Origin of the sequence: Aeromonas sp. 600276 (assembly GCF_049175815.1) — a bacterium.
In the GTDB taxonomy this organism is placed as follows: Bacteria; Pseudomonadota; Gammaproteobacteria; order Enterobacterales; family Aeromonadaceae; genus Aeromonas; species Aeromonas dhakensis.
Genome location: NZ_JAAKVU010000015.1, coordinates 82,283 through 101,387, shown reverse-complemented (window position 1 = coordinate 101,387; position 19,105 = coordinate 82,283). Strand labels below are relative to the sequence as shown.

The window sequence follows — 19,105 nt, the reverse complement described above, 5'->3', positions numbered from 1 at the left end:
TGCGTGATGGATCAGCCCAGCCAGAGATAGAGTTGGTGAGCCGCCACCCCGGCGCACAGGCCACCGACGGTGTGGGCCACGATGGCGCGGGAAGTGAGATGACGATAGCCGAGCGCATCCAGCATGGCGGTGTGGGTGCTCAAGAAGCCGCTCCAGCACATACCCATGGCGGTGAACACCGCCACCTCGTTACCGGTGATCCAGCCCTTGCCGATGAAGGGAGGCACCAGCGACATGGCGGCCCCGACCGCCCCCAGCGAGGTAACCGGGAAGGCCACCAGCTCGGCGTGGGTGAAGCCGAACAGCAGCTCGAATAGCCAGCCCACCTTGGCCGCCAGCACCGGCAGCAGCGCCACCCCCTGGAAGGCCTCGCCGGTATAGCCCTGCTCGCCTGGGCCGAAAGTCAGCAGCATCACGAAGGTGCTGATGATGAGCACCCCGGGGATCACCGCCATCCCCAGTTCCACCCCGGATTTGCCACCATCCAGCAGGGCATTGAGCACCCGCAGCCAGGTGGGTGCCGCCTCCCGGCTCAGACCGGGCTTGGCCCCCACGCTCTCCACCTCGTCGGAAATCGGGGTCTCCCCCACCAGCGGGCGGATCATCCGCTGCATCAGCCGGGTCGATACCACGGAACCGATGAGGGCGCCGAGCAGGCCGATCAGCGCGGCACTGGCGGTAGACTCGCCCCCCGGCAGCTGCAGGGTGGCCATGAAGGTCACCACGATCAGCCCCATGCCGAAGGCGGTGCCGAAGTTGGTGAGCGAGACCAGCTGCCAGGGGGTGAAGCCCTTGCGAAAGCGGCTGTCCCTGGCGAGGCTGATCACCGCCGGGTTGTCGGAGAAGAAGGTCATCAGGGCCGCCAATGCGGTGCGGCCCGGCAGCCGGAATACCGGCTTCATCAGCGGCGCCAGCAGCACCTCCAGCAGGCGGATCACCCCAAACTCGCTGAGCAGCTGGCTGAGTGCCCCCGACAGCACGGTAATGCCCATGATGAAGAGCACGGTGTTGAGCAGCAACTGGTGGGCGGTGTTGAACAGGGTGTTGACCAGGGCGGAGAGGCCCATCTGGCTGCCGAGGTAGCCAAACAGGCTGCCGAGGATGGCCAGCACCAATACCGGCTCCAACCAGCGGCGAAGGGAGGCCGCCCCCTGGTGAGAATCTTTAACTGCTTGATTTTCCATACCAATCCTGAAATCTGTCGCTGTGTGGTGAGTATTGTTGTTATGGCACCCATAAAGCAGGAGCCCTTGTCTTGCGACAAGGGCTCCTTGCATTGATTCTTCTACCGGACTCGAACTGTGCCATGCGGGCTGACTGCCCACCACTGGCGACTGAACCGGGGAGGAGAAAACGGGTGGCCGGACGATCCTGTCCAGTCTGCCCGTCTCGCGCCAGCGCACCGGCACCACGGCCTGCCCGGCGACGAAACGGGGCGGCAGTATAGCAACTGGGGCCGGTCGGCGAAACAAGGGGCGACCGGAGCGGATTGCCGCTCAGCGCCTGCGCGGGTAAGCTTCCCCATCGGTAATCGACTCCGTCATTCACCATCCGGCAGCAACATGGGCAGCACCATGAACGACCTCGTGACCTATATCAGAGCCATCCATCACCAGGCAGGACCGGCGATACTCGTCCGCCAGCAGAGCGAACAACACAGCGAGCAGGACGAGAGCGGCACCCTGACCCACCACCGGCAGACCCATTACTGGTTCGCCAACGGCGTGGTCATCTGCCACCAGCTGGAGCTGGACGAAGAGCCCTCCCCACAAGTCTGTCCGGAGTGCTGGATCAGCTACCGGGTGGTCGCCAGCCCCATTCCCATCACCCCTGTGCGCAAGCTGTTCCACAACCCCTGCCAGGAGGCCTTCTGGCTCAAGATGCAGGAGATCACGCCAGCCGGCTGACCTGCTCGATCAGTGACCGGCGAGCCGTCAATACTGCTTGGTCTTGGCGGCAAACCCCGCCAGGAACAGCCCGGTCAGGAACATGCCGCAGAAGGCCTCGATGGCCGACAGCAGCTGGAGCGGGGAGGAGGTTTGGGAGATGTCGCCATAGCCCAAGGTCACGAAGGTGACGATGCTGAAATAGAGCGAGCGCCCAAGATGGTCATGGGTGACCGATCCCGGCGCCAGATAATAGGTCAGGGTCGCCAGCAGGATCACCCCCATCGACAGCAGCAGGCTGCGGATCGGCCGCTCGCCGAAGCCCCAGGTGATGAAGCTGATGAACTTGGCGGCGCATTTCAGGTAGCACAGCAGGGTGAGCCAGCCTTTCTTGAGCCAGCCGCTGCGCAGCCAGCACTCCTTGAACAGCTCCCTGGGGCTCGCCAGCGACTTCATCTCGTGCAACTTCTCCTTGTAGTAGCACTCGCCGGCATCGACGGTATCGCCCACGCTGGAGAAGAGCCGCTTGGCGTTGCGATAGAGCTTGCTGGCCTCGCTGTGATCGACCCGGCCATTCTCGTTGTAGGCCACCTGCACCTTGTCCAGGTTGGTGTGCTCCATGGTGGCGTCGAAGTTCTTGGCCCGCACGTTGAAGTTTTTCAGCACCGCCCGGGAGGAGTGAAAGCGGATCTCCTCGCACTCTATGGTGAAGTCCTGAAACACCCCGTCCTCCAGCGCCAGCTCCCGCTTCTTGGCCCAGGCCCTGTGGTCCCACAGCAGGGAGTCGAACAGATCGAGCCCGATCACCCCGCCGTTGACCCTCACCCCCTTGGCCGAGCAGTGCCACAGATAGACCTTGGAGTTGTTGACGGCGCCATCCAGCGAGAGCTCGTCCAGGCAGGTGAAGTCGAGCAGCCGGCCGGAGATGATGGGGCTTTTGAGCTCGACACCGCCGATGTTGAGCAACCGGTGCCTGCCCAGCACCTGGGCCTCCCCCTTGTTGTTCTCGGAGACCGAGAGCAGGCTCTGTACCCGCTTCACCTCGTCCTTGCCGTGTTTGCCGGCCAGCCACATGCAATAGGGTTCAAAGCGCGTCTCGGCGCGGATCAGTCCGCTCTTGCGCAGGGACTCCAGCGCGCTCGAGGCGGTCTCATAGAGTCTGATCTTGTCGTCGCTCATGTAGAGGCACAGGCTCAGCACGCAGCGGGAGCTGATGAAGCGGGCGATGCCAATCTGGAAGATCACCTGCTTGTCGATCTTCTGCTCCGTCATCCAGTCGTCGAAATGGGGCAGCGACGCCACCAGCAGATCCCAGATCAGGGGGTAGTCGTTGGCCCGGCGCCACTCGTTGAACTGTTCGGGGGAAAGCTGCCAAAGCTCTGTTGCATTCATGCATGACCTCACTCAAGAAAGCGGTCCCGTTCTCCTGCGCCCACCGATGCGACAGAGGCCGCCAGGGCGAGATGGGCAGAATAGGGACTCATCACGCCATCATACTAGGCGGGCGGGGGAAGTCACTGGCGGGAGCGGTACGGCAGGGGCACTGCGACAACTTGCCGCCGAGCTGGCGAGATCTTGCTCAATGGGGCACCGGATGCCGGAAAACGGGCAAAGAAAAAGCCCAGCATTGCTGCTGGGCTTTTGAATTGGCTCCTCCTGCTGGGCTCGAACCAGCGACCTGCGGATTAACAGTCCGTCGCTCTACCGACTGAGCTAAGGAGGAATTATAAGTGGTGCCCAGAGACGGAATCGAACCGCCGACACGGGGATTTTCAATCCCCTGCTCTACCGACTGAGCTATCTGGGCAAATGGTGCCGGCTACCGGAATCGAACTGGTGACCTACTGATTACAAGTCAGTTGCTCTACCTACTGAGCTAAGCCGGCACACTTTAAACCATTGTGCATGAACAAGTTTTTCTTTCACGACACCAAAATTTGGTGCCCAGAGACGGAATCGAACCGCCGACACGGGGATTTTCAATCCCCTGCTCTACCGACTGAGCTATCTGGGCGTGGGCGCTATTAAACGGATTTTAAGGCAGGTGGTCAACGGGAAATTTCACTTTTTGTCTCGTTCGTCTCTTTTTTGCTCAGGATCATCCATTTCCAGCACTTCTTCCTGCTCGCCACGGTTCTGGCGGCCCCAGACTCTGGGCTCCTCCCCTTTCAGCAGACGGGCGATGTTCTCGTGATGGCGGATCAGAATGAGGCAGGAGAGCAGAGAAACCGGCAGCGTGTATTCCGGCTTGAGCAGGTAGGTAAAGAGCGGGGTCAGCAGCACGGTAATGATGGAGGCCAGCGACGAATAGCCGCTCACCAGCAGCACCAGCAGCCAGGTGCCGATCACCGCGCCCCCCATGGTGAAGCCGATGGGCATCATGGTGCCGAGCGCCGTGGCCACTCCCTTGCCGCCACGAAAGTGGAAGAAGATGGGGTACATGTGGCCGAGACAGGCCGCCACCCCGATAAAGCCGAGGTAGACGGGTTTGATTTGCAGATACCAGGCGAGGTAGACGGGAGCCGTGCCCTTGAGCACATCGAGCAGCAGCACCACCACGGCCGCCAGCCGACCGCCGAGGCGCAGCACATTGGTGGCCCCCGGGTTGTGGGAGCCGTGATCACGGGGATCCGGCAGACCCGTGATGCGGGAAACCAGCACAGCACTGGACAGCGAGCCGCCCAGGTAGGCCAGAATAATCATCAAAATCGTCAGGGCCGTCATCTTGGTCGTTTTTACCACGATATGAATGGGGTATGATGCGGGCCACATTCTCTGGCGCCTGCGTGGGGTTGCCCACCGCGTGTCGCCCAAACCGGCCGCCGGCACTCATCCGCTGGCCAAGCCTGCATCCCTGCGCTGTCATCACAGCCCATCAAGAGTAAAGAAGAAGTACTGTCATGGACAAGGTGTTTATTCGCGGACTCGAGGTTTTGACCACTATCGGTGTATACGAGTGGGAGAAAGGCATTCGCCAGAAGCTCTGTTTCGACCTCGAGATGGGGTTCGACAACCGCCCCGCCGCCGCAACCGACGATATCAATCTGGCACTGGATTACGCCACCCTCTCTCGCAAGATCTGTGATCACGTCGCCAGCAAGGTGGTGGAGCTGGTCGAAACCATGGCCGAACAGGTCGCCATGCTGGTGCTGGCCGACGAACGGGTGCAGTGGGTCAAGGTCACCCTGACCAAGCCGGGTGCCGTCCCCAATGCCGCCGGTGTCGGTGTCGAGATCCTGCGTCACCGTACCCCGGCCGCGAGCGCCAACTGATGACCCGCATCTATATCAGCCTGGGCTCGAACCAGATAACAGGGAGCGCTGCATGACCTGTATCTACATCAGCCAGGGTTCCAGCCAGATGACAGGGAGCACCGCATGACTCGTGTCTATATCAGCCTGGGATCCAACATCGAGCGGGAACGCCATATCCGCGCCGGCCTCGATGCGCTGCAGGCCGAGTTTGGCGAGCTGCAGGTCTCCCGGGTGTTCGAGAGCGAGGCGGTAGGCTTCAACGGCCGGCCATTCTACAACCTAGTGGTGGGTGCCGACACCGAGCTGCCGCTGGCGACCCTGTGTCAGCGACTGCGCGCCATGGAGTTCGCCCACGGCCGCGAGCCGGATGCCAAGAAGTTCGCCCCGCGCACCCTGGATCTCGATCTGCTGCTCTACGGCGAGCTGGTCTGCGAGACGCCGCTGGTGCTGCCGCGCGGCGAGATCCTCACCAACGCCTTCGTGCTCTGGCCACTGGCAGAGCTGGCGCCCAAGTTCTGCCACCCCGTCGATGGCCGCACCATCGGCGAGCTGTGGGCGTGCTACGACAAGGCCTCCCAACGGCTCTGCCCCATTCCCTTTCACTGGGAAGCGGGCGCATTGCAGCACCACTGAACGACAAGGGCACCCACGGGTGCCCTTGTTGCTGATGGACGGAGCTGATAACGGATAAGAAACCGTGATTGGGCCTGCGCCACGGCAAGTGGCAGGATGGCCGCCATCACAGGAGGACCCCATGCCACTCGATACCATTCACGACTTCAACTGCCGGCTGCTGGCCGAACTGCCCCATCAGCGTTTCGAGCACGAGCCCATCCTCGACTACGCCACCGATGAAAAGGTGAGAGCCCGCCTCGGCTGGCAGGCCGAGTTCAGCAAGACCCTGTTTCTCAAGTTCAAGGATGGCCGCTTCGCCTTGTTGCTGACCCACAGGGACGGCCGGCTCGACAACAAGGCGGTCAAGGCGGCGCTCGGCGCCAAGCCCTCCATCTGCACCGCCGACGAGATGCAGGCCGAGATCGGCTGCCTGCCGGGCGCAGTCTGCCCCTTCCTGCCCCGCGCCGACATCCCGTTGCTGGTGGATCCCGTGCTCATGACCCACCACGCCTTTACCTGGACGCCGGGCCACCCCGAGCAGACCTTCCTGCTGGAAACCGCCCACCTGGCCGGACTGCTGGCCCAGCTGCCCTGCCAGGTAAGCTACCTGCCGGTCCCCTGAGCCCGCGACTCAGCGCTTGTCCCGCGCCAGCTGGGCGAAGATCAGCGCCGCCAGCATCGACATCAGGCCGATGCAGAGGTAGGTGAGGTGAAAGCCTCCCAGCCACTGGCCATCCGCCGCCGACGAGCCGGCAGAGAAGAGCCCCAGCAGGCTGGCGGCGATGGCCACCCCCAGGCTCATGGAGAGCTGCATCACCACCGACAGCAGGCCGTTGCCGCTGCTGGCGAACTCCGGGCTGAGATCCTGCAGGGTCAGGGTGTTCATGGCGGAGAACTGCAGCGAGTTGATGGCGCCGAACACCATCAGCCAGCCCAGCAGCACCCCGTAGGGGAGCTGGTTGTCGATGAGGGAGAAGCTGGCGATCATCACCCCGAGCGCTAGGGTGTTGCCGATCAGGATGCGGCGATAGCCGATGCGCGGAATGAGCTTGTTCACCAGCGTCTTGGTCAGCATGGCCCCCAGCACGGTGGGGATCATGGTCATCCCCGCCTTGCTCGGCGAGAAGCCAAGCCCCAGTTGCAGAAACAGCGGGGTGAGAAACGGCATGGCGCCGCTGCCGAGGCGGGCGAACAGGTTGCCCCAGATGCCGATGGCGAAGGTGCTGGTCTTGAACAGTCCCAGCCCGAACAGCGGCTCCTCGGCATTGGCGGCGTAGAGCCAGTAACTCGCCATGGCGGCCAGCCCGAACAGCAGGGCAAACAGCGCCCAGCCGGTGGAGATGCTGTGCTCCCCCAGCCCCTGCAGGCCCACCGACACCAGCACCATGCCGGCGCTGAACATCACGAATCCCTGCCAGTCGAACTTGGCCGTGCTCTGGCGCAAGTCCGGCATGAAGTACCAGCTGGCGATGAAGCCGAGCAACCCCACCGGCAGGTTGATGAGAAACACCCAGTGCCAGCTCGCCACTTCCACCAACCAGCCACCCAGTGCCGGGCCGATGAGCGGCCCCACCAGGCCGGGGATGGTGACGAACGACATCACCCGCAGCAGCTCGTGCTTGCTGTAGACCCGCAGTACCGCCAGCCTGCCGACCGGCATCAGCAGGGCGCCACCGATCCCCTGCAGCACCCGGGCGGCCACCAGCACCGGCAGGGAGTTGGCGGCGGCACAGGCCAGAGAGCCCAGGGTAAACAGCAGGATGGCGGCCAGATAGATGCGGCGGGTACCGAATCGGTCCGCCAGCCAGCCGGAAGCGGGAATGAGCAGCGCCACCGTCAGCATGTAGGCGATGATCACCGACTGCATTTGCAGCGGGCTCTCGCCCAGGGTCTCGGCCATGCTCGGCAGGGCGGTGTTGAGGATGGTGCCATCCAGCGTCTGCATGAAGAAACCGACCGCCGTGAGCGGCGGCAGCCATTTGCGCTGGGCAGGGGTCACCATGTGTGTGCTATCGGGCATCTGCAGCCACCTCCTCTTCAGACAAAAAAAGACCCGCACAAGCGCGGGTCATCTCATTACATCAGGCATCAGGCTGGCCGAGCATGGCTCTGAGCTGCTCTTCCAGGCTGGGCTCGGGTGCCTTGAGGGTATCAAGGAACAACCGCTCTATGCCCGCCTTGTCCTGACTCTTCACGATGAACACCAGCCGGGACTGGGCCTTGCCTTCCGGCCACTCCCCCAGCGCCTGCAGCGGATAGAGCTGGCCGTGGACGCCGTGGATCACCACCGGCTGGCTCTCCCCTTCCAGCTGCAAGATGCCCTTGAGCCGCAGCAGCGCATCGCCGTATTGCGCCTGCACCGCGTCGATGGCGGCCAGCAGGCGGGAGGGCTTGAGCGGCTCGCCGATGCGCAGGGAGAAACTCTCGATATTGCCGTGCTCGAAGTGGGTCGGCGCGGCCGTGCCCACCTTGGCGGCGAACGGCTTCATCTTCGGCTGCATCGGCGAGGCCAGCCCTTGTTTCGGGGATTCGGTGCGCAGCCAGGCCAGCAGCTGGCGCACGTCGCGTCCGGCCGCCTCGTTGTAGGCCCCCAGCTTCTCCAGCACGGCGGGCGAGAGCACCCCGTTGCTGACCCGCTCGATGGGGGCCGCCGGGTTGAGGGTCGCCAGCTGGGCTTCGACCCGTGCCAGCGTCTCCTCATCCACCAGGTCGCCCTTGCTCACCACCAGCAGATCCGCCAACGCCACCTGTTTCACCGCTTCATACTGAGCCGCCAGCTGCTGCTCGATATGACCGGCATCCACCACTGTGACGGTGCCGTCGAAGCGGTAGCGCTGGGCGATAAAGCCCTCCTCCCTCAGCGTGAACAGCACGGGGGCCGGATCGGCGAGGCCAGTGGTCTCGATAATGAGTCGCTTGAACGGTTTGATCTTGCGCTGAATGGCCTTCATAAACAGCCCCTGCAGCGCCTCCACCAGGGAGCCCTGCACCGAGCAGCAGATGCAGCCGGAATCGAGCAGCACCACCTGCTCGTCCACCTGCTGCACCAGGTGGTGATCCAGCCCCACCGAGCCGAACTCGTTGATCAGCACAGCGCACTCGCCAAGCTCGGGCTGCTTGACCCAGTGGTTGAGCAATGTGGTCTTGCCGCTGCCGAGAAAGCCGGTCAGCAGGGTCACGGGGATACGAGTATCTTGCATGTCCGTCATAGGGATGACTCCCCTCTCGTCAGCAGGGTCACAGGGATACGAGTATCTTGCATATCGGTCATGTCAGATCCTTACCGGTTGGCAAACAGGTCGGCGAGCCAGCGGTTTTCAAAGCGGCCATGGGGGTCGAGCTCGCCCTTGAGGGCCAGGAAGTCGTGCCAGCGCGGCAGCAGGGACGGGAAGTCGTAGAGATCCATCGCCAGGTGCTTGCCGAAGTGCGGGATGCCGCCGAGCGGCACCAGCAGTTGCTGCAGCTCGCGCATCTGCTCCATGGAGCCGTTGACGAAGGTACCGTCCGCCGCCAGATAGACCAGGAACCCGATCCAGCACACCGACTGATCATAGGCGGCGCTGAGCCAGGCCTTGGAGGGGCCGGTGCAGCGCAGGATAAAGGGGTAATGCAGCACGCCCGGGTTGGCCTGCTGCCACGCCTGCAGGGTCTCCAGCGCCTCGTTCATTCGATGCAGCGGCACCGCCACTTCGCAATTGATCTGGGGCGCCGGGATCCCCTTGCAGAGGATCTGGTAGACGTTGCCCACCAGATCGGAGGCATCCTTGAAGCGGCGCACCGTCTCGAAGTGCTCGCCGGCCAGCGCCTCATCCTTGGTGTCCTTGGCCATCTTCTGCAGAGTCGCATCTATGGTGGCATTCATGCGGGCGTCGATGTCGCCCTCCAGTAGCAGCGGCTCGCTGCCACCGGCGCGGTAGCGGGCCACCTCCTCCTCGGAGGCGGGGTCCACCAGCCAGATGTGGCTCTCACCGGTCCAGGCGAACCACCAGCTCTTCACGAAGGCGTGCTCGCGGTTGAGCCGCTCGTTGTGTTCCAGCAGAAAGGGGTAGTCGGTGGTGAACTTGGTGCAGCGCATGATGCGGTTGGGCACTGTCTGCAGGGTGACGTCGAGCAAAATGCCGAGCATCCCCATCCCCATCACGAAGGCGCCGAAGCGGGGGTCGGTGCGATCCACCCGGATGATGTCGCCACTGGCCAGCATCACGGTCATGGCCGCCACCGCATCACAGAGGGCGGACTGGTGCAGCCCCTGGCCGTGGGTGCCGGTGCTGAGCGCACCGCCCAGGGTCTGGATGCCGATGACGCCGGGGGAAGCCGGCAGCATACGCTCCATGGCGATGAGATCGGCGTAGACGGTGTCGAGCGGGGTGCCCGCCTGATAGGTGACGGTGTCGGCGGTCTGCCCTAGCTGACCGCGCAGGTGGTGCAAGTCCACCAGCAGCGCCTGGCTGCCCTCGGCATAGACGCTGTGGATGGGTTCGAAGGAGAGGCCGGAGCCGATGAGGCGCAGCTTGCGCTCGGGGTTTTCCCGCAGCAGTTGCTGCAGTTCGTCGCGATTCTTCGGACGCCACACCTGCTCCAGTGCGCCGAGGGGATTGGTCCTGGACCAGTTGAACAGCACCTCCCGCTGACCTATCGCCTTGATGCTGTGAAATGCCTGGAACCTGACCGTCATACCGCCCCTCATCTTTATTGACGTCAAAATGAGCGCCAATTCTACCGAAAAGCGGACCACAAGGCATGAAAAACAAGCCCCTACAGTCGGGGGTGGATAGGGGAGATAGCCTCTCCCCCCGCCTCAGCGCGTCTGCTGGGTCAGTGCCAGCAGCATGCCGAATCCCACCAGAAGCCCCCCAAACACCCGATCGATCCAGTGGCGCACCGCCAGCAGCCGACCCCGTACCGAGTCGGTGGAGAAGAAGATCGCCACCGCGCTGAACCAGACGGCGTGGGCCAGCACGATGAAGGCGCCGTAACCGAGCTGGACCGCCAGCGGCGTCTGCGGCTGCACCACCTGCATGAACAGGCTGACGATGAAGATGGTGGTCTTGGGGTTGAGCACATTGGTCAGGAAACCGGTGCGCAGCGCCCCCAGGCTGGAGAGGGCGGGCTGCTCGGCCAGCACCTCGGCGGTCGCCGGTTTGGCCCGCAGCATCTTGATGCCGAGGAAGATGAGGTAGGCGGCCCCCGCCAGCTTGATGAGATTGAACAGCCAGAGCGACTGCTGGATCAACAGCCCCACCCCGAGCAGGGTATAGGTGACGTGCACGCAGACCCCGGCACCTATGCCGAGCGCCGTCAGCACCCCACTGCGGCGCGAGAGCAGCAGGCTGTTGCGAGACACCATGGCGAAGTCGGGCCCGGGGCTGATGACGGCAAAGAAGGTAATGGCCACTACGGCTAACAGTTCGGTCATGAAAACAGTCCTGATCAGATGGAATATCGGCTATTTTATTTGGCCATAGCACCAATAACGAACGATAACTTCTGACATGAACGGTGAGAATAATTCACAGAAAAGCCTGTCTCTGCCCGCCCTGACCGCGCTGCGCTGTTTCGAGGTGGCGGCCCGCACCGAACACTTCAGCCGCGCCGCCGACGAGCTGCACCTCACCCACGGCGCCGTCAGCCGGGCGGTGCGCCTGCTGGAGGAGGATCTGGGGGTCATGCTGTTCGAGCGGCGCCAGCGCCGGGTCTTTCTGACCGAGGCGGGCGAACGGCTCTATCAGGCGGTCAGGGAGGGGCTGGGCGGCATCCGCCAGACGGCGCAGGCACTGCGCCAGCAGGGACGGCCGACGTCGCTGGTCATCTCCTGCGAACCGACCCTGCTGATGCGCTGGCTGATCCCGCGCTGGCCCGCCTTCCAGGCCCTGCACCCCGAGCTGGACGTTCACCTGATGGCCGGTGGCGGCGCCCTCAACTTCGGCAGCGGCATCGATCTCGCCATCCGGCGCAACGACTTCCAGTGGCCCGCCGAGCTCTACAGCCAGCCACTGTTTGAGGAGCTGACCGGGCCGGTCTGCCAGCCAGGCAAGGTGGCGCACTTCTTCGAGACGGGGGCAAACGGCCCGGCCCTGCGCCCTGGCGCCCCCCGCCTGCACACCAAGACCCGGCCGGGGGCCTGGCAGGAGTGGTTGCAGCACGCCGGCCAGTCCGCCGGCGAGGAGGCACCGGGGCAGACCTTCGAGCACTTCTACTTCAGCCTGCAGGCGGCGGTTGCCGGGCTGGGAGTCGCCATCGGCCCCTACCGGCAGGTGTGCGACGACATAGAAGCCGGCCTGCTGGTGGCGCCGCTCGGCTTCATTGCGGATGGCACCGGCTATCACCTGCTCGCCCCCGCGCCTCCCGCCCCTGGCAGTGCCCACGCCAGGCTCGCGGAGTGGCTGCACGCCCTCACCTGACGACTCAGGCCGAGAGCGCCTGCCGCGCGGGATCGACGCAGGAGTGGCGCAGCACCTCCTGAAATTCGCGCAACGGCAGCGGGCGGCCAAACAGATAGCCCTGCAGGTAGTCGACCCCCTTGCCCCTCAGGTAGTCGGCCTGCCGGCGCGTCTCCACCCCCTCGGCCACCAGCGCGAGGCCGAGCCGGGTTCCCAGATCGATCACGTTGTCGACTATGTGCTCGGAGAGAGATTCGGTGCCGATCCTGCCGATAAATGACTTATCTATCTTGAGATAGTCCACATGGAACTGCTGCAGATAGTGCAGGCTGGAGTGGCCGGTACCAAAGTCGTCGATGGCCAGCCTGACCCCCATCTCGTCGAGCCGGCGAAACAGTGCCAGCGTCTTGGGATCCGCCACCAGCAACTCCCGCTCGGTCAACTCCAGCACCAGCACCACCTGGCCAGGCGCGAAGTGATCGAGGAAGCGCCGGCACCCGGCAAGCAGTGTCATGTCGCGGCAATGGCCGGCACTGATGTTGAAGCTGATGTGAAAGCCATCGGGTACCAGCTCTCGCGCCATGCTCAGCTCGCGGGCCACCTCCTCCATCAGCAGGGTGGTCATCGGCACGATCAGGCCGCTCGCCTCCGCCTGGGGGATGAAGAGATCGGGGCGGATCAACCCGGCCGTCGGGTGCTGCCAGCGCATCAACACCTCGCCTCCCATCACCCGACCACTCCCCGCCTCCACCAGCGGTTGCAGATAGGGTACGAACTCCCGGTTGCGCAGGGCACGGGCCAGCTCGATCCCGGGGGAACGGGGTCGCCCCAGCAACCACCAGATGAGCAGGGCAAAGCCGAAGCAGATCCCCAGCAGCAGCAGAATGGCCCAGGGGCGGGTCTGCCAGAGGGAGCGCCAGAGCGAAGGGAGCTCGTGCCCGGCATAGATGGAGAGCGGGTAGCGGGCAGAGCGGATCTCATGACCGGCCAGCATGGAGGGCGCCTGCGGCTCTTCACTCAGCACGCCCCGCTCATCCAGCCACTGCTTGCCCACGTGCAGCAGCAGGGTGCAGGGGTGGCCACTCAGCACCAGCATGAAGCGCAGGTAGTCGCCGTCTATGGTGCTGAAGATGGCGCCCTCGCTGTCGCGCAGCGCCAGCAGGGGGTGATCGGCCCTCACCTGATTGCCGGCCATCAACCGCAGCCGGCCACCGCTGTAGTGCTCGAGCCGATCCGGCCACTGGATAGCACCAAACAGCGAGTTGCAGTAGATCCCCTGCTCCCCCACCAGGTTGACGGTGCGCACGAAGGGCACCAGCGCCACCTGCTGGCGCAGGGTGAACAGGGCCTGCTCGCACGGTTTGTCAACGAAGGGACGCAAGGCCTGGTTAGCCTCCTCAGCGTGGGTCAGCATGGTCTCCATCAGGGTGACCGCCTGCCGGGCCGAGCGTTGCGACTGGCGATCCAGCGCCTGCAGATGACCGTGGTAGATGGTCCACAGCCCGAGCGAAAAGGGCAGCATGAACAGCAGCAAGGTGCATCCGAACCTTAGCCAGGTGCGGGAGAAATCCAGGTTGAGCGGCGACATCGACATGGCGGAACCATACAGCAAACATGGCAGCCCACCTTAACAGCCGATGCTGAATCAGGCCCTAACATGCGCAAAGATTAACCAGCTGCTGACAGCGAGACAAACAAAAGCCCCGGCACGGGCCGGGGCTTGGAGTCAGTACGGATGCGCCCTGTCGGCGCCTCCCCTTATACCGCTTGCTGCAGGATCACCGCATCGGCCTTCTTGGTGTAGGAGGCGATCTCGTTGAAGTTGAGGTAGCGATAGGTGTCGGCGGCAGTGGCATCCAGCGACTTGGCATACTGCAGGTACTCGGCCACGGTCGGGATCTTGCCGAGGATGGCGGCAACCGCAGCCAGTTCGGCGGAGGCCAAGTAGACGTTGGCACCCTTGCCCAGACGGTTCGGGAAGTTGCGGGTGGAGGTGGAGACCACGGAGGCCCCCTCCGCTACCCGCGCCTGGTTGCCCATGCAGAGGGAACAGCCGGGTATTTCGATGCGGGCACCGACCCGGCCGAAGATGCCGTAGTAGCCCTCTTCGGTCAGCTGATCCTTGTCCATCTTGGTGGGCGGGGCGATCCACATGCGGGTCGGCAGCTCGCCCTGGTACTTCTCGAGCAGTTTGCCGGCGGCACGGAAGTGGCCGATGTTGGTCATGCAGGAACCGATGAACACCTCGTCGATCTGGTCGCCGGCCACGCTGCTCAGCAGGCGGGCATCGTCCGGATCGTTCGGCGCACACAGGATCGGCTCCTTGATGGTGGCCAGATCGATCTCGATGATCTCGGCATACTCGGCGTCCTTGTCCGCTTCCATCAGCACCGGATTCGCCAGCCACTCTTCCATCCCCTTGATGCGGCGGGTGATGGTGCGCACGTCGCCGTAACCTTCGGAGAGCATCCACTTCAGCATCACGATGTTGGACTTCAGATACTCGATGATCGGCTCTTTATCCAGCTTGATGGTGCAACCGGCGGCGGAGCGCTCGGCGCTGGCGTCCGCCAGCTCGAATGCCTGCTCCACCTTCAGGGTCGGCAGACCTTCGATCTCGAGGATGCGGCCGGAGAAGATGTTCTTCTTGCCCGCTTTCTCGACGGTCAGCAGCCCTTTCTGGATGGCGGCGTAGGGGATGGCATGGACCAGGTCACGCAGGGTGATGCCCGGCTGCAGCTCGCCCTTGAAGCGCACCAGCACGGATTCCGGCATATCCAGCGGCATCACGCCGGTGGCGGCGGCGAAGGCCACCAGGCCAGAGCCCGCCGGGAAGGAGATCCCGATGGGGAAACGGGTGTGGGAGTCACCACCGGTACCCACGGTATCCGGCAGCAGCATGCGGTTCAGCCAGGAGTGGATGACGCCGTCACCCGGACGCAGAGAGACACCGCCGCGGTTCATGATGAAGTCCGGCAGGGTGTGATGGGTCTGCACGTCGATGGGCTTGGGATAGGCCGCGGTGTGGCAGAAGGACTGCATGGTCAGGTCGGCGGAGAAGCCGAGACAGGCCAGGTCTTTCAGCTCGTCGCGGGTCATCGGGCCCGTGGTGTCCTGGGAACCGACCGTGGTCATCTTGGGTTCGCAGTAGGTGCCCGGGCGGATGCCCTTCACGCCGCACGCCTTGCCCACCATCTTCTGGGCCAGGGTGAAGCCCTTGCCGGTGTCGGCGACAGGCTGCGGACGACGGAACACGGTGGAGAACGGCAGACCCAGCGCCTCGCGGGCCTTGTCGGTCAGGCCACGGCCGATGATCAGCGGAATACGGCCACCGGCACGCACTTCGTCGATCAGCACGTCGGTCTTCAGTTCAAACTGGGCCAGCACCTGGTCGGTGCCGTGCTTGCAGATCTTGCCCTGGTACGGGTAGATGTCGATCACATCGCCCATTTCCAGCTTGGAGACGTCCACCTCGATGGGCAAGGCGCCGGCATCTTCCATGGTGTTGAAGAAGATGGGGGCAATCTTGCCACCGAGGCAAACGCCGCCGGCACGCTTGTTCGGCACGAACGGAATGTCGTCGCCCATGAACCAGAGCACCGAGTTGGTGGCGGATTTACGGGAAGAGCCGGTACCGACCACGTCACCCACGTAAGCCAGCGGGAAACCTTTCTCTTTCAGGGCATCGATGGTCTTGATGGGGCCGATGACGCCATCCTTGTCCGGGGTGATGCCGGGACGGGCGTTCTTCAGCATGGCCAGGGCGTGCAGCGGAATGTCCGGGCGGGACCAAGCGTCCGGCGCCGGTGACAGATCGTCGGTGTTGGTTTCGCCGGTCACCTTGAACACGGTGACGGTGATCTTCTCGGCCAATTCGGGGCGGGAGAGGAACCACTCGGCGTCGGCCCAGGATTGCATCACCTGCTTGGCGTGGGCATTGCCGGCCTTGGCCTTCTCTTCCACGTCGTGGAAGGAGTCGAACATCAGCAGGGTGTGGGAGAGGCCCTTGGCGGCAAGAGGAGCCAGGGTCGCGTCGTCCAACAGGTCGATCAGCGGCTGAATGTTGTAACCACCCTGCATGGTACCGAGCAGCTCGACGGCTTCGGCAGCGGTGAGGATGGGAGAGTGGGCTTCGCCCTTGGCAACGGCGGTGAGGAAACCGGCTTTGACATAGGCCGCTTCATCAACGCCTGGGGGAATACGGGAGGACAACAGCTCTTTCAGAAAGTCTTGTTCACCGGCGGGCGGGTTCTTGAGCAGTTCAACCAGGGCGGCGACCTGCTCTGCGTCCAGAGGTTTGGCAACCACGCCTTCGGCGGCACGTTCTGCGACGTGTTTACGGTATGTTTCAAGCACGACTAATTCCTCTTTGGTCTTTTTTTGGGGTTCGCCCACGCTCGCGGCGATCGTCCTTGCGGGACACCCGTAGGGTGCCCCCCACTATATAAGTTTTAACGACTAATTAAAATCCAAAGCCTGTACAGATATTCATCAAAACAACATAACCATCTAAACTTGCTGATGTTTTACAAGCGGATAAATGGCACGCCAGAAATAAATTAACAAAAAGGCATCATTTTCCCGTTATTCGAACGTGCTGCCCAATTGCAGATAGAACATGTCGTTGCCCCCCTCCGCCATGCCGTAGCCGAGGAAGATGGGGCCGAGGAAGCTCTCCACCCCGACGTAGACGGAGCCGGCAGTGAAGGAGCTCTCCACGCTGATATCCCTGCCGCTGTTCCACACCCCACCCTGCTCGATGGAGCCCCCCAGATAGAGCGGGGCCCGCAGCGCGCCGAAGTCGTTGTCAGCCACCCGGTAGATGTAACGCAGCCCGCCAAACAGGCTGTAGCGGCCGCTCAGCTGGTAGCGCTGGAAGCCGGACATGCGGAACAGTCCGCCAAGATCCTGCACGAACAGCGGGTACTCCTCCTGGGAGGTGGAGCCCCCTCCCTCCAGCAGCAGGTTGAGGCTGTGTCTGTCCCAGGACCAGGGCTTGATCATCGCCAGGTGGTAGTTGACCCCCTCATAGCGATCATTGATGTCACTGCTGTCATCCAGCCGGACGGCGGAGTAACCCCCCTTGATGTCCCAGTAGGCGCCCTGATAGGGGAAGTAGCGGCTGTCGAGGGTGTCGTGCTCGAAACGGACATAGGGGCCCCAGGAGGAGGCATCCACCTTGGCATCCGCCACGTTGCGAATGTCGATGTCCCCCATTTTTCCCTCCAGCCCGAGCGAGAGACGGCTCCAGGGCTGACGATTCCAGCCCACCGCCAGATCGACGCTGGTGAAGCTGTATTCGGAATCGACATAGCTCACCCCATCGGCCGCCCGCGTCTCCTCGGGCATGAAGATGCGGCGCTGGGTCTTGTCATAGGCCAGGCTCGCCTCGCCGAAGAAAGTCTGGGAGGGCTCCAGCGGGGTGTAGAAGTCGGTCTTGAAGTGCTTGGCGGTACCGAGCGATGCCTCGGTCAGCCACTCGCCCCCCCAGTCGTTGACGTTGGTGAGGGTGTAGGACATGCCCACGTTGTAGTTGGAGCTGCTCTCGAAGTCATCGGAGAAGCCGAACTGGAAGTTGAGGTAGCCCGGCCCCCAGTTCTTCTCGCTGGCGTCGACCACCAGCACGTTCTCGCCACCCCGCTCCACCACCTCGTAGGTAATGCGATCGAACGACTCCAGCGCATAGAGCCGGCGAATGCCCGCCTCCAGGCTCTCGTTGGTCTGGATCTTGTCGGGGCGCACTTTCAGCATGGCGCGCACCGTCTCGTCGGAAAGACGGGACTTGTTGATGATCTCCACCTTGTCGATGTAGTAGGCGGGCTGGCCGCTGCGCTCGGCACGCCGGCTCAACTTCTGGTTGCGATAGGCGGCATAGGCGGCCGGCGAGAGGGAGAGCTTGTCGAGCCGGGCCGAGGCGCGGTTGGCCACCTCCTCCCCGAGCTTGATCCCCTCCGGCATCAGGGCGAAGTCGGCAATGCCCATGTTGCCGAACTCGGGCGTCAGCAGAATGTCGTCTGGCCCCATCAACGCCTTCTGTTTCTCGGTGCCGACCTGGGTCATGTAGGTGGTGAGCTGGTCGATCATGGCGAGCCCCGATTTCAGAGACTCGCGGGTGCGCAGCCTGGCGCTGATGTCCACCGCGATCACCACGTCGGCCCCCATCGCCTTGGCCACGTCCACCGGCATGTTGTTGACGGTACCGCCATCGGCCAGGATGTGCCCCTCCCACTCCACCGGCTTGAGGGCGCCGGGAATGGACATGGAGGCCTGCATCGCCTTGGCCAGGCTGCCGTGGTCCAGCACGAAGGGGGTCACCGTCTCCATGTCGGTGGCCATGGCGCGGTAGGGAATGGGCAGATCGTTGAAGCTCTTCTGTACCGGCAGGTTGGAGGTGGCGTGGCGCAGCAGGCTGGCCATGGACTGGCCCTGGAAGAAGCCGTCGGGGAACTGGACCGAGTCGCCGTTGATGCCGATGTCGGTGCGCAGCTGGTACTGTTCGCTCTGCTGCTTCTTGCGCAGGGAGAGTTCGTCGCGCCCTACCTTGTCCTGATAGCCCTTGTTCCAGTCGATGGCCAGGGTGGTGCGCTCCACCTCTTCGGCGCTGAGCCCCATGGCGTACATGCCCGCCACGTAGGAGCCCATGCTGGTGCCCACTATGATGTCGACCGGGATGCGCTTCTGCTCCAGCACCTTGAGGATGCCGATGTGGGCCGACCCTTTGGCGCCGCCGCCGCTGAGTACCAGGGCAATTTTGGGCCGTTCGGGCTGGGCCGCCGCCATCAGCGGCAGACAGGCCAGCAAAATCAGGAACAGTGGGTTCCATCCTCGACGAAAGATGCGCATATGATTTTCCATTGAATCCAGGGCGAGCCAGCTAGGCAGTGAAGCCTACTATAAGGTGCGCAAAGCGAACCGCAACAGTTGGCAGGGGTTATCGATGCGCATTCCGACGCAGGCGGGTACGGCCCAG

General features: G+C 63.5%; 15 protein-coding genes and 4 tRNA genes. 5 read left to right on the top strand and 14 right to left on the bottom strand.

All coding sequences use genetic code 11. From position 1 onward, the window contains the following. Window positions 1-11: 11 nt before the first annotated feature. Window positions 12-1,184 (bottom strand): CD0519/CD1768 family membrane protein, encoded by a 1,173-nt coding sequence (locus G5134_RS15555; protein ID WP_065017254.1) that lies wholly within the window; start codon window positions 1,182-1,184, stop codon window positions 12-14. A gap of 378 nt (window positions 1,185-1,562) precedes the next feature. On the opposite strand from G5134_RS15555, the gene G5134_RS15550 reads away from it, so the two are divergent. After that, on the top strand, window positions 1,563-1,907 hold the full coding sequence (locus G5134_RS15550) for a hypothetical protein (protein WP_082969956.1): 345 nt from the start codon (window positions 1,563-1,565) through the stop codon (window positions 1,905-1,907). Between the two features lie 27 nt (window positions 1,908-1,934). On the opposite strand, the gene G5134_RS15545 is transcribed toward G5134_RS15550, so the two are convergent. From G5134_RS15545 to plsY, 6 genes are all read right to left on the bottom strand, one after another. Further along, window positions 1,935-3,278 (bottom strand): potassium channel family protein, encoded by a 1,344-nt coding sequence (locus G5134_RS15545; RefSeq protein ID WP_065017255.1) that lies wholly within the window; start codon window positions 3,276-3,278, stop codon window positions 1,935-1,937. A 255-nt stretch (window positions 3,279-3,533) separates the two neighbouring features. After that, window positions 3,534-3,609, bottom strand: a tRNA-Asn gene (locus G5134_RS15540). An 8-nt stretch (window positions 3,610-3,617) separates the two neighbouring features. Further along, a tRNA-Phe gene (locus G5134_RS15535) sits at window positions 3,618-3,693 on the bottom strand. Window positions 3,694-3,696: 3 nt separating this feature from the next. Continuing rightward, window positions 3,697-3,772 (bottom strand) — tRNA-Thr (locus G5134_RS15530). Window positions 3,773-3,824: 52 nt separating this feature from the next. Next, window positions 3,825-3,900, bottom strand: a tRNA-Phe gene (locus G5134_RS15525). 47 nt (window positions 3,901-3,947) lie between these two features. Next, on the bottom strand, window positions 3,948-4,610 hold the full coding sequence (gene plsY, locus G5134_RS15520; protein ID WP_065017256.1) for a glycerol-3-phosphate 1-O-acyltransferase PlsY: 663 nt from the start codon (window positions 4,608-4,610) through the stop codon (window positions 3,948-3,950). 176 nt (window positions 4,611-4,786) lie between these two features. Here plsY and folB point away from each other — a divergent pair, with 176 nt between their 5' ends. The 3 genes from folB (at window position 4,787) to G5134_RS15505 (ending at window position 6,377) form a co-directional block, all read left to right on the top strand. Further along, entirely contained in the window at window positions 4,787-5,158 is a 372-nt protein-coding gene (folB, locus tag G5134_RS15515) for a dihydroneopterin aldolase (RefSeq protein WP_010635977.1), read from the top strand. A gap of 105 nt (window positions 5,159-5,263) precedes the next feature. Then, on the top strand, window positions 5,264-5,773 hold the full coding sequence (gene folK, locus G5134_RS15510) for a 2-amino-4-hydroxy-6-hydroxymethyldihydropteridine diphosphokinase (protein WP_017782461.1): 510 nt from the start codon (window positions 5,264-5,266) through the stop codon (window positions 5,771-5,773). Window positions 5,774-5,894: 121 nt separating this feature from the next. After that, entirely contained in the window at window positions 5,895-6,377 is a 483-nt protein-coding gene (locus tag G5134_RS15505; RefSeq protein WP_065017257.1) for a YbaK/EbsC family protein, read from the top strand. 9 nt (window positions 6,378-6,386) lie between these two features. On the opposite strand, the gene mdtD is transcribed toward G5134_RS15505, so the two are convergent. The 4 genes from mdtD to G5134_RS15485 all read right to left on the bottom strand — a co-directional run bounded on the left by mdtD (window position 6,387) and on the right by G5134_RS15485 (window position 11,171). Next, a complete protein-coding gene (gene mdtD / locus G5134_RS15500) occupies window positions 6,387-7,775 on the bottom strand; it encodes a multidrug transporter subunit MdtD (protein WP_005305583.1) in 1,389 nt (462 codons plus the stop codon). 61 nt (window positions 7,776-7,836) lie between these two features. Continuing rightward, the gene (locus G5134_RS15495; protein ID WP_042049826.1) at window positions 7,837-8,964 is read right to left on the bottom strand and encodes a CobW family GTP-binding protein; all 1,128 of its coding nucleotides are present in this window, start codon (window positions 8,962-8,964) and stop codon (window positions 7,837-7,839) included. Window positions 8,965-9,035: 71 nt separating this feature from the next. Beyond that, window positions 9,036-10,430: a D-arabinono-1,4-lactone oxidase gene (locus G5134_RS15490; protein ID WP_065017258.1), complete on the bottom strand. Its 1,395-nt coding sequence runs from the start codon at window positions 10,428-10,430 to the stop codon at window positions 9,036-9,038. 123 nt (window positions 10,431-10,553) lie between these two features. After that, window positions 10,554-11,171: a LysE family translocator gene (locus G5134_RS15485; protein ID WP_017409453.1), complete on the bottom strand. Its 618-nt coding sequence runs from the start codon at window positions 11,169-11,171 to the stop codon at window positions 10,554-10,556. A 76-nt stretch (window positions 11,172-11,247) separates the two neighbouring features. Between G5134_RS15485 and G5134_RS15480 the strand changes: the two genes are divergently transcribed. Continuing rightward, complete coding sequence (locus tag G5134_RS15480; RefSeq protein ID WP_065017259.1) at window positions 11,248-12,156, top strand: LysR family transcriptional regulator; 909 nt, start codon at window positions 11,248-11,250, stop codon at window positions 12,154-12,156. A gap of 4 nt (window positions 12,157-12,160) precedes the next feature. Here the strand turns inward: G5134_RS15480 and G5134_RS15475 are convergent, their stop codons facing one another. The 3 genes from G5134_RS15475 to G5134_RS15465 form a co-directional block, all read right to left on the bottom strand. Next, entirely contained in the window at window positions 12,161-13,729 is a 1,569-nt protein-coding gene (locus tag G5134_RS15475) for an EAL domain-containing protein (protein WP_065017260.1), read from the bottom strand. Between the two features lie 164 nt (window positions 13,730-13,893). Further along, the gene (gene acnB, locus G5134_RS15470) at window positions 13,894-16,491 is read right to left on the bottom strand and encodes a bifunctional aconitate hydratase 2/2-methylisocitrate dehydratase (RefSeq protein ID WP_005305603.1); all 2,598 of its coding nucleotides are present in this window, start codon (window positions 16,489-16,491) and stop codon (window positions 13,894-13,896) included. A gap of 228 nt (window positions 16,492-16,719) precedes the next feature. After that, window positions 16,720-18,978 (bottom strand): patatin-like phospholipase family protein, encoded by a 2,259-nt coding sequence (locus G5134_RS15465; RefSeq protein WP_010635968.1) that lies wholly within the window; start codon window positions 18,976-18,978, stop codon window positions 16,720-16,722. Window positions 18,979-19,105: the final 127 nt, after the last annotated feature.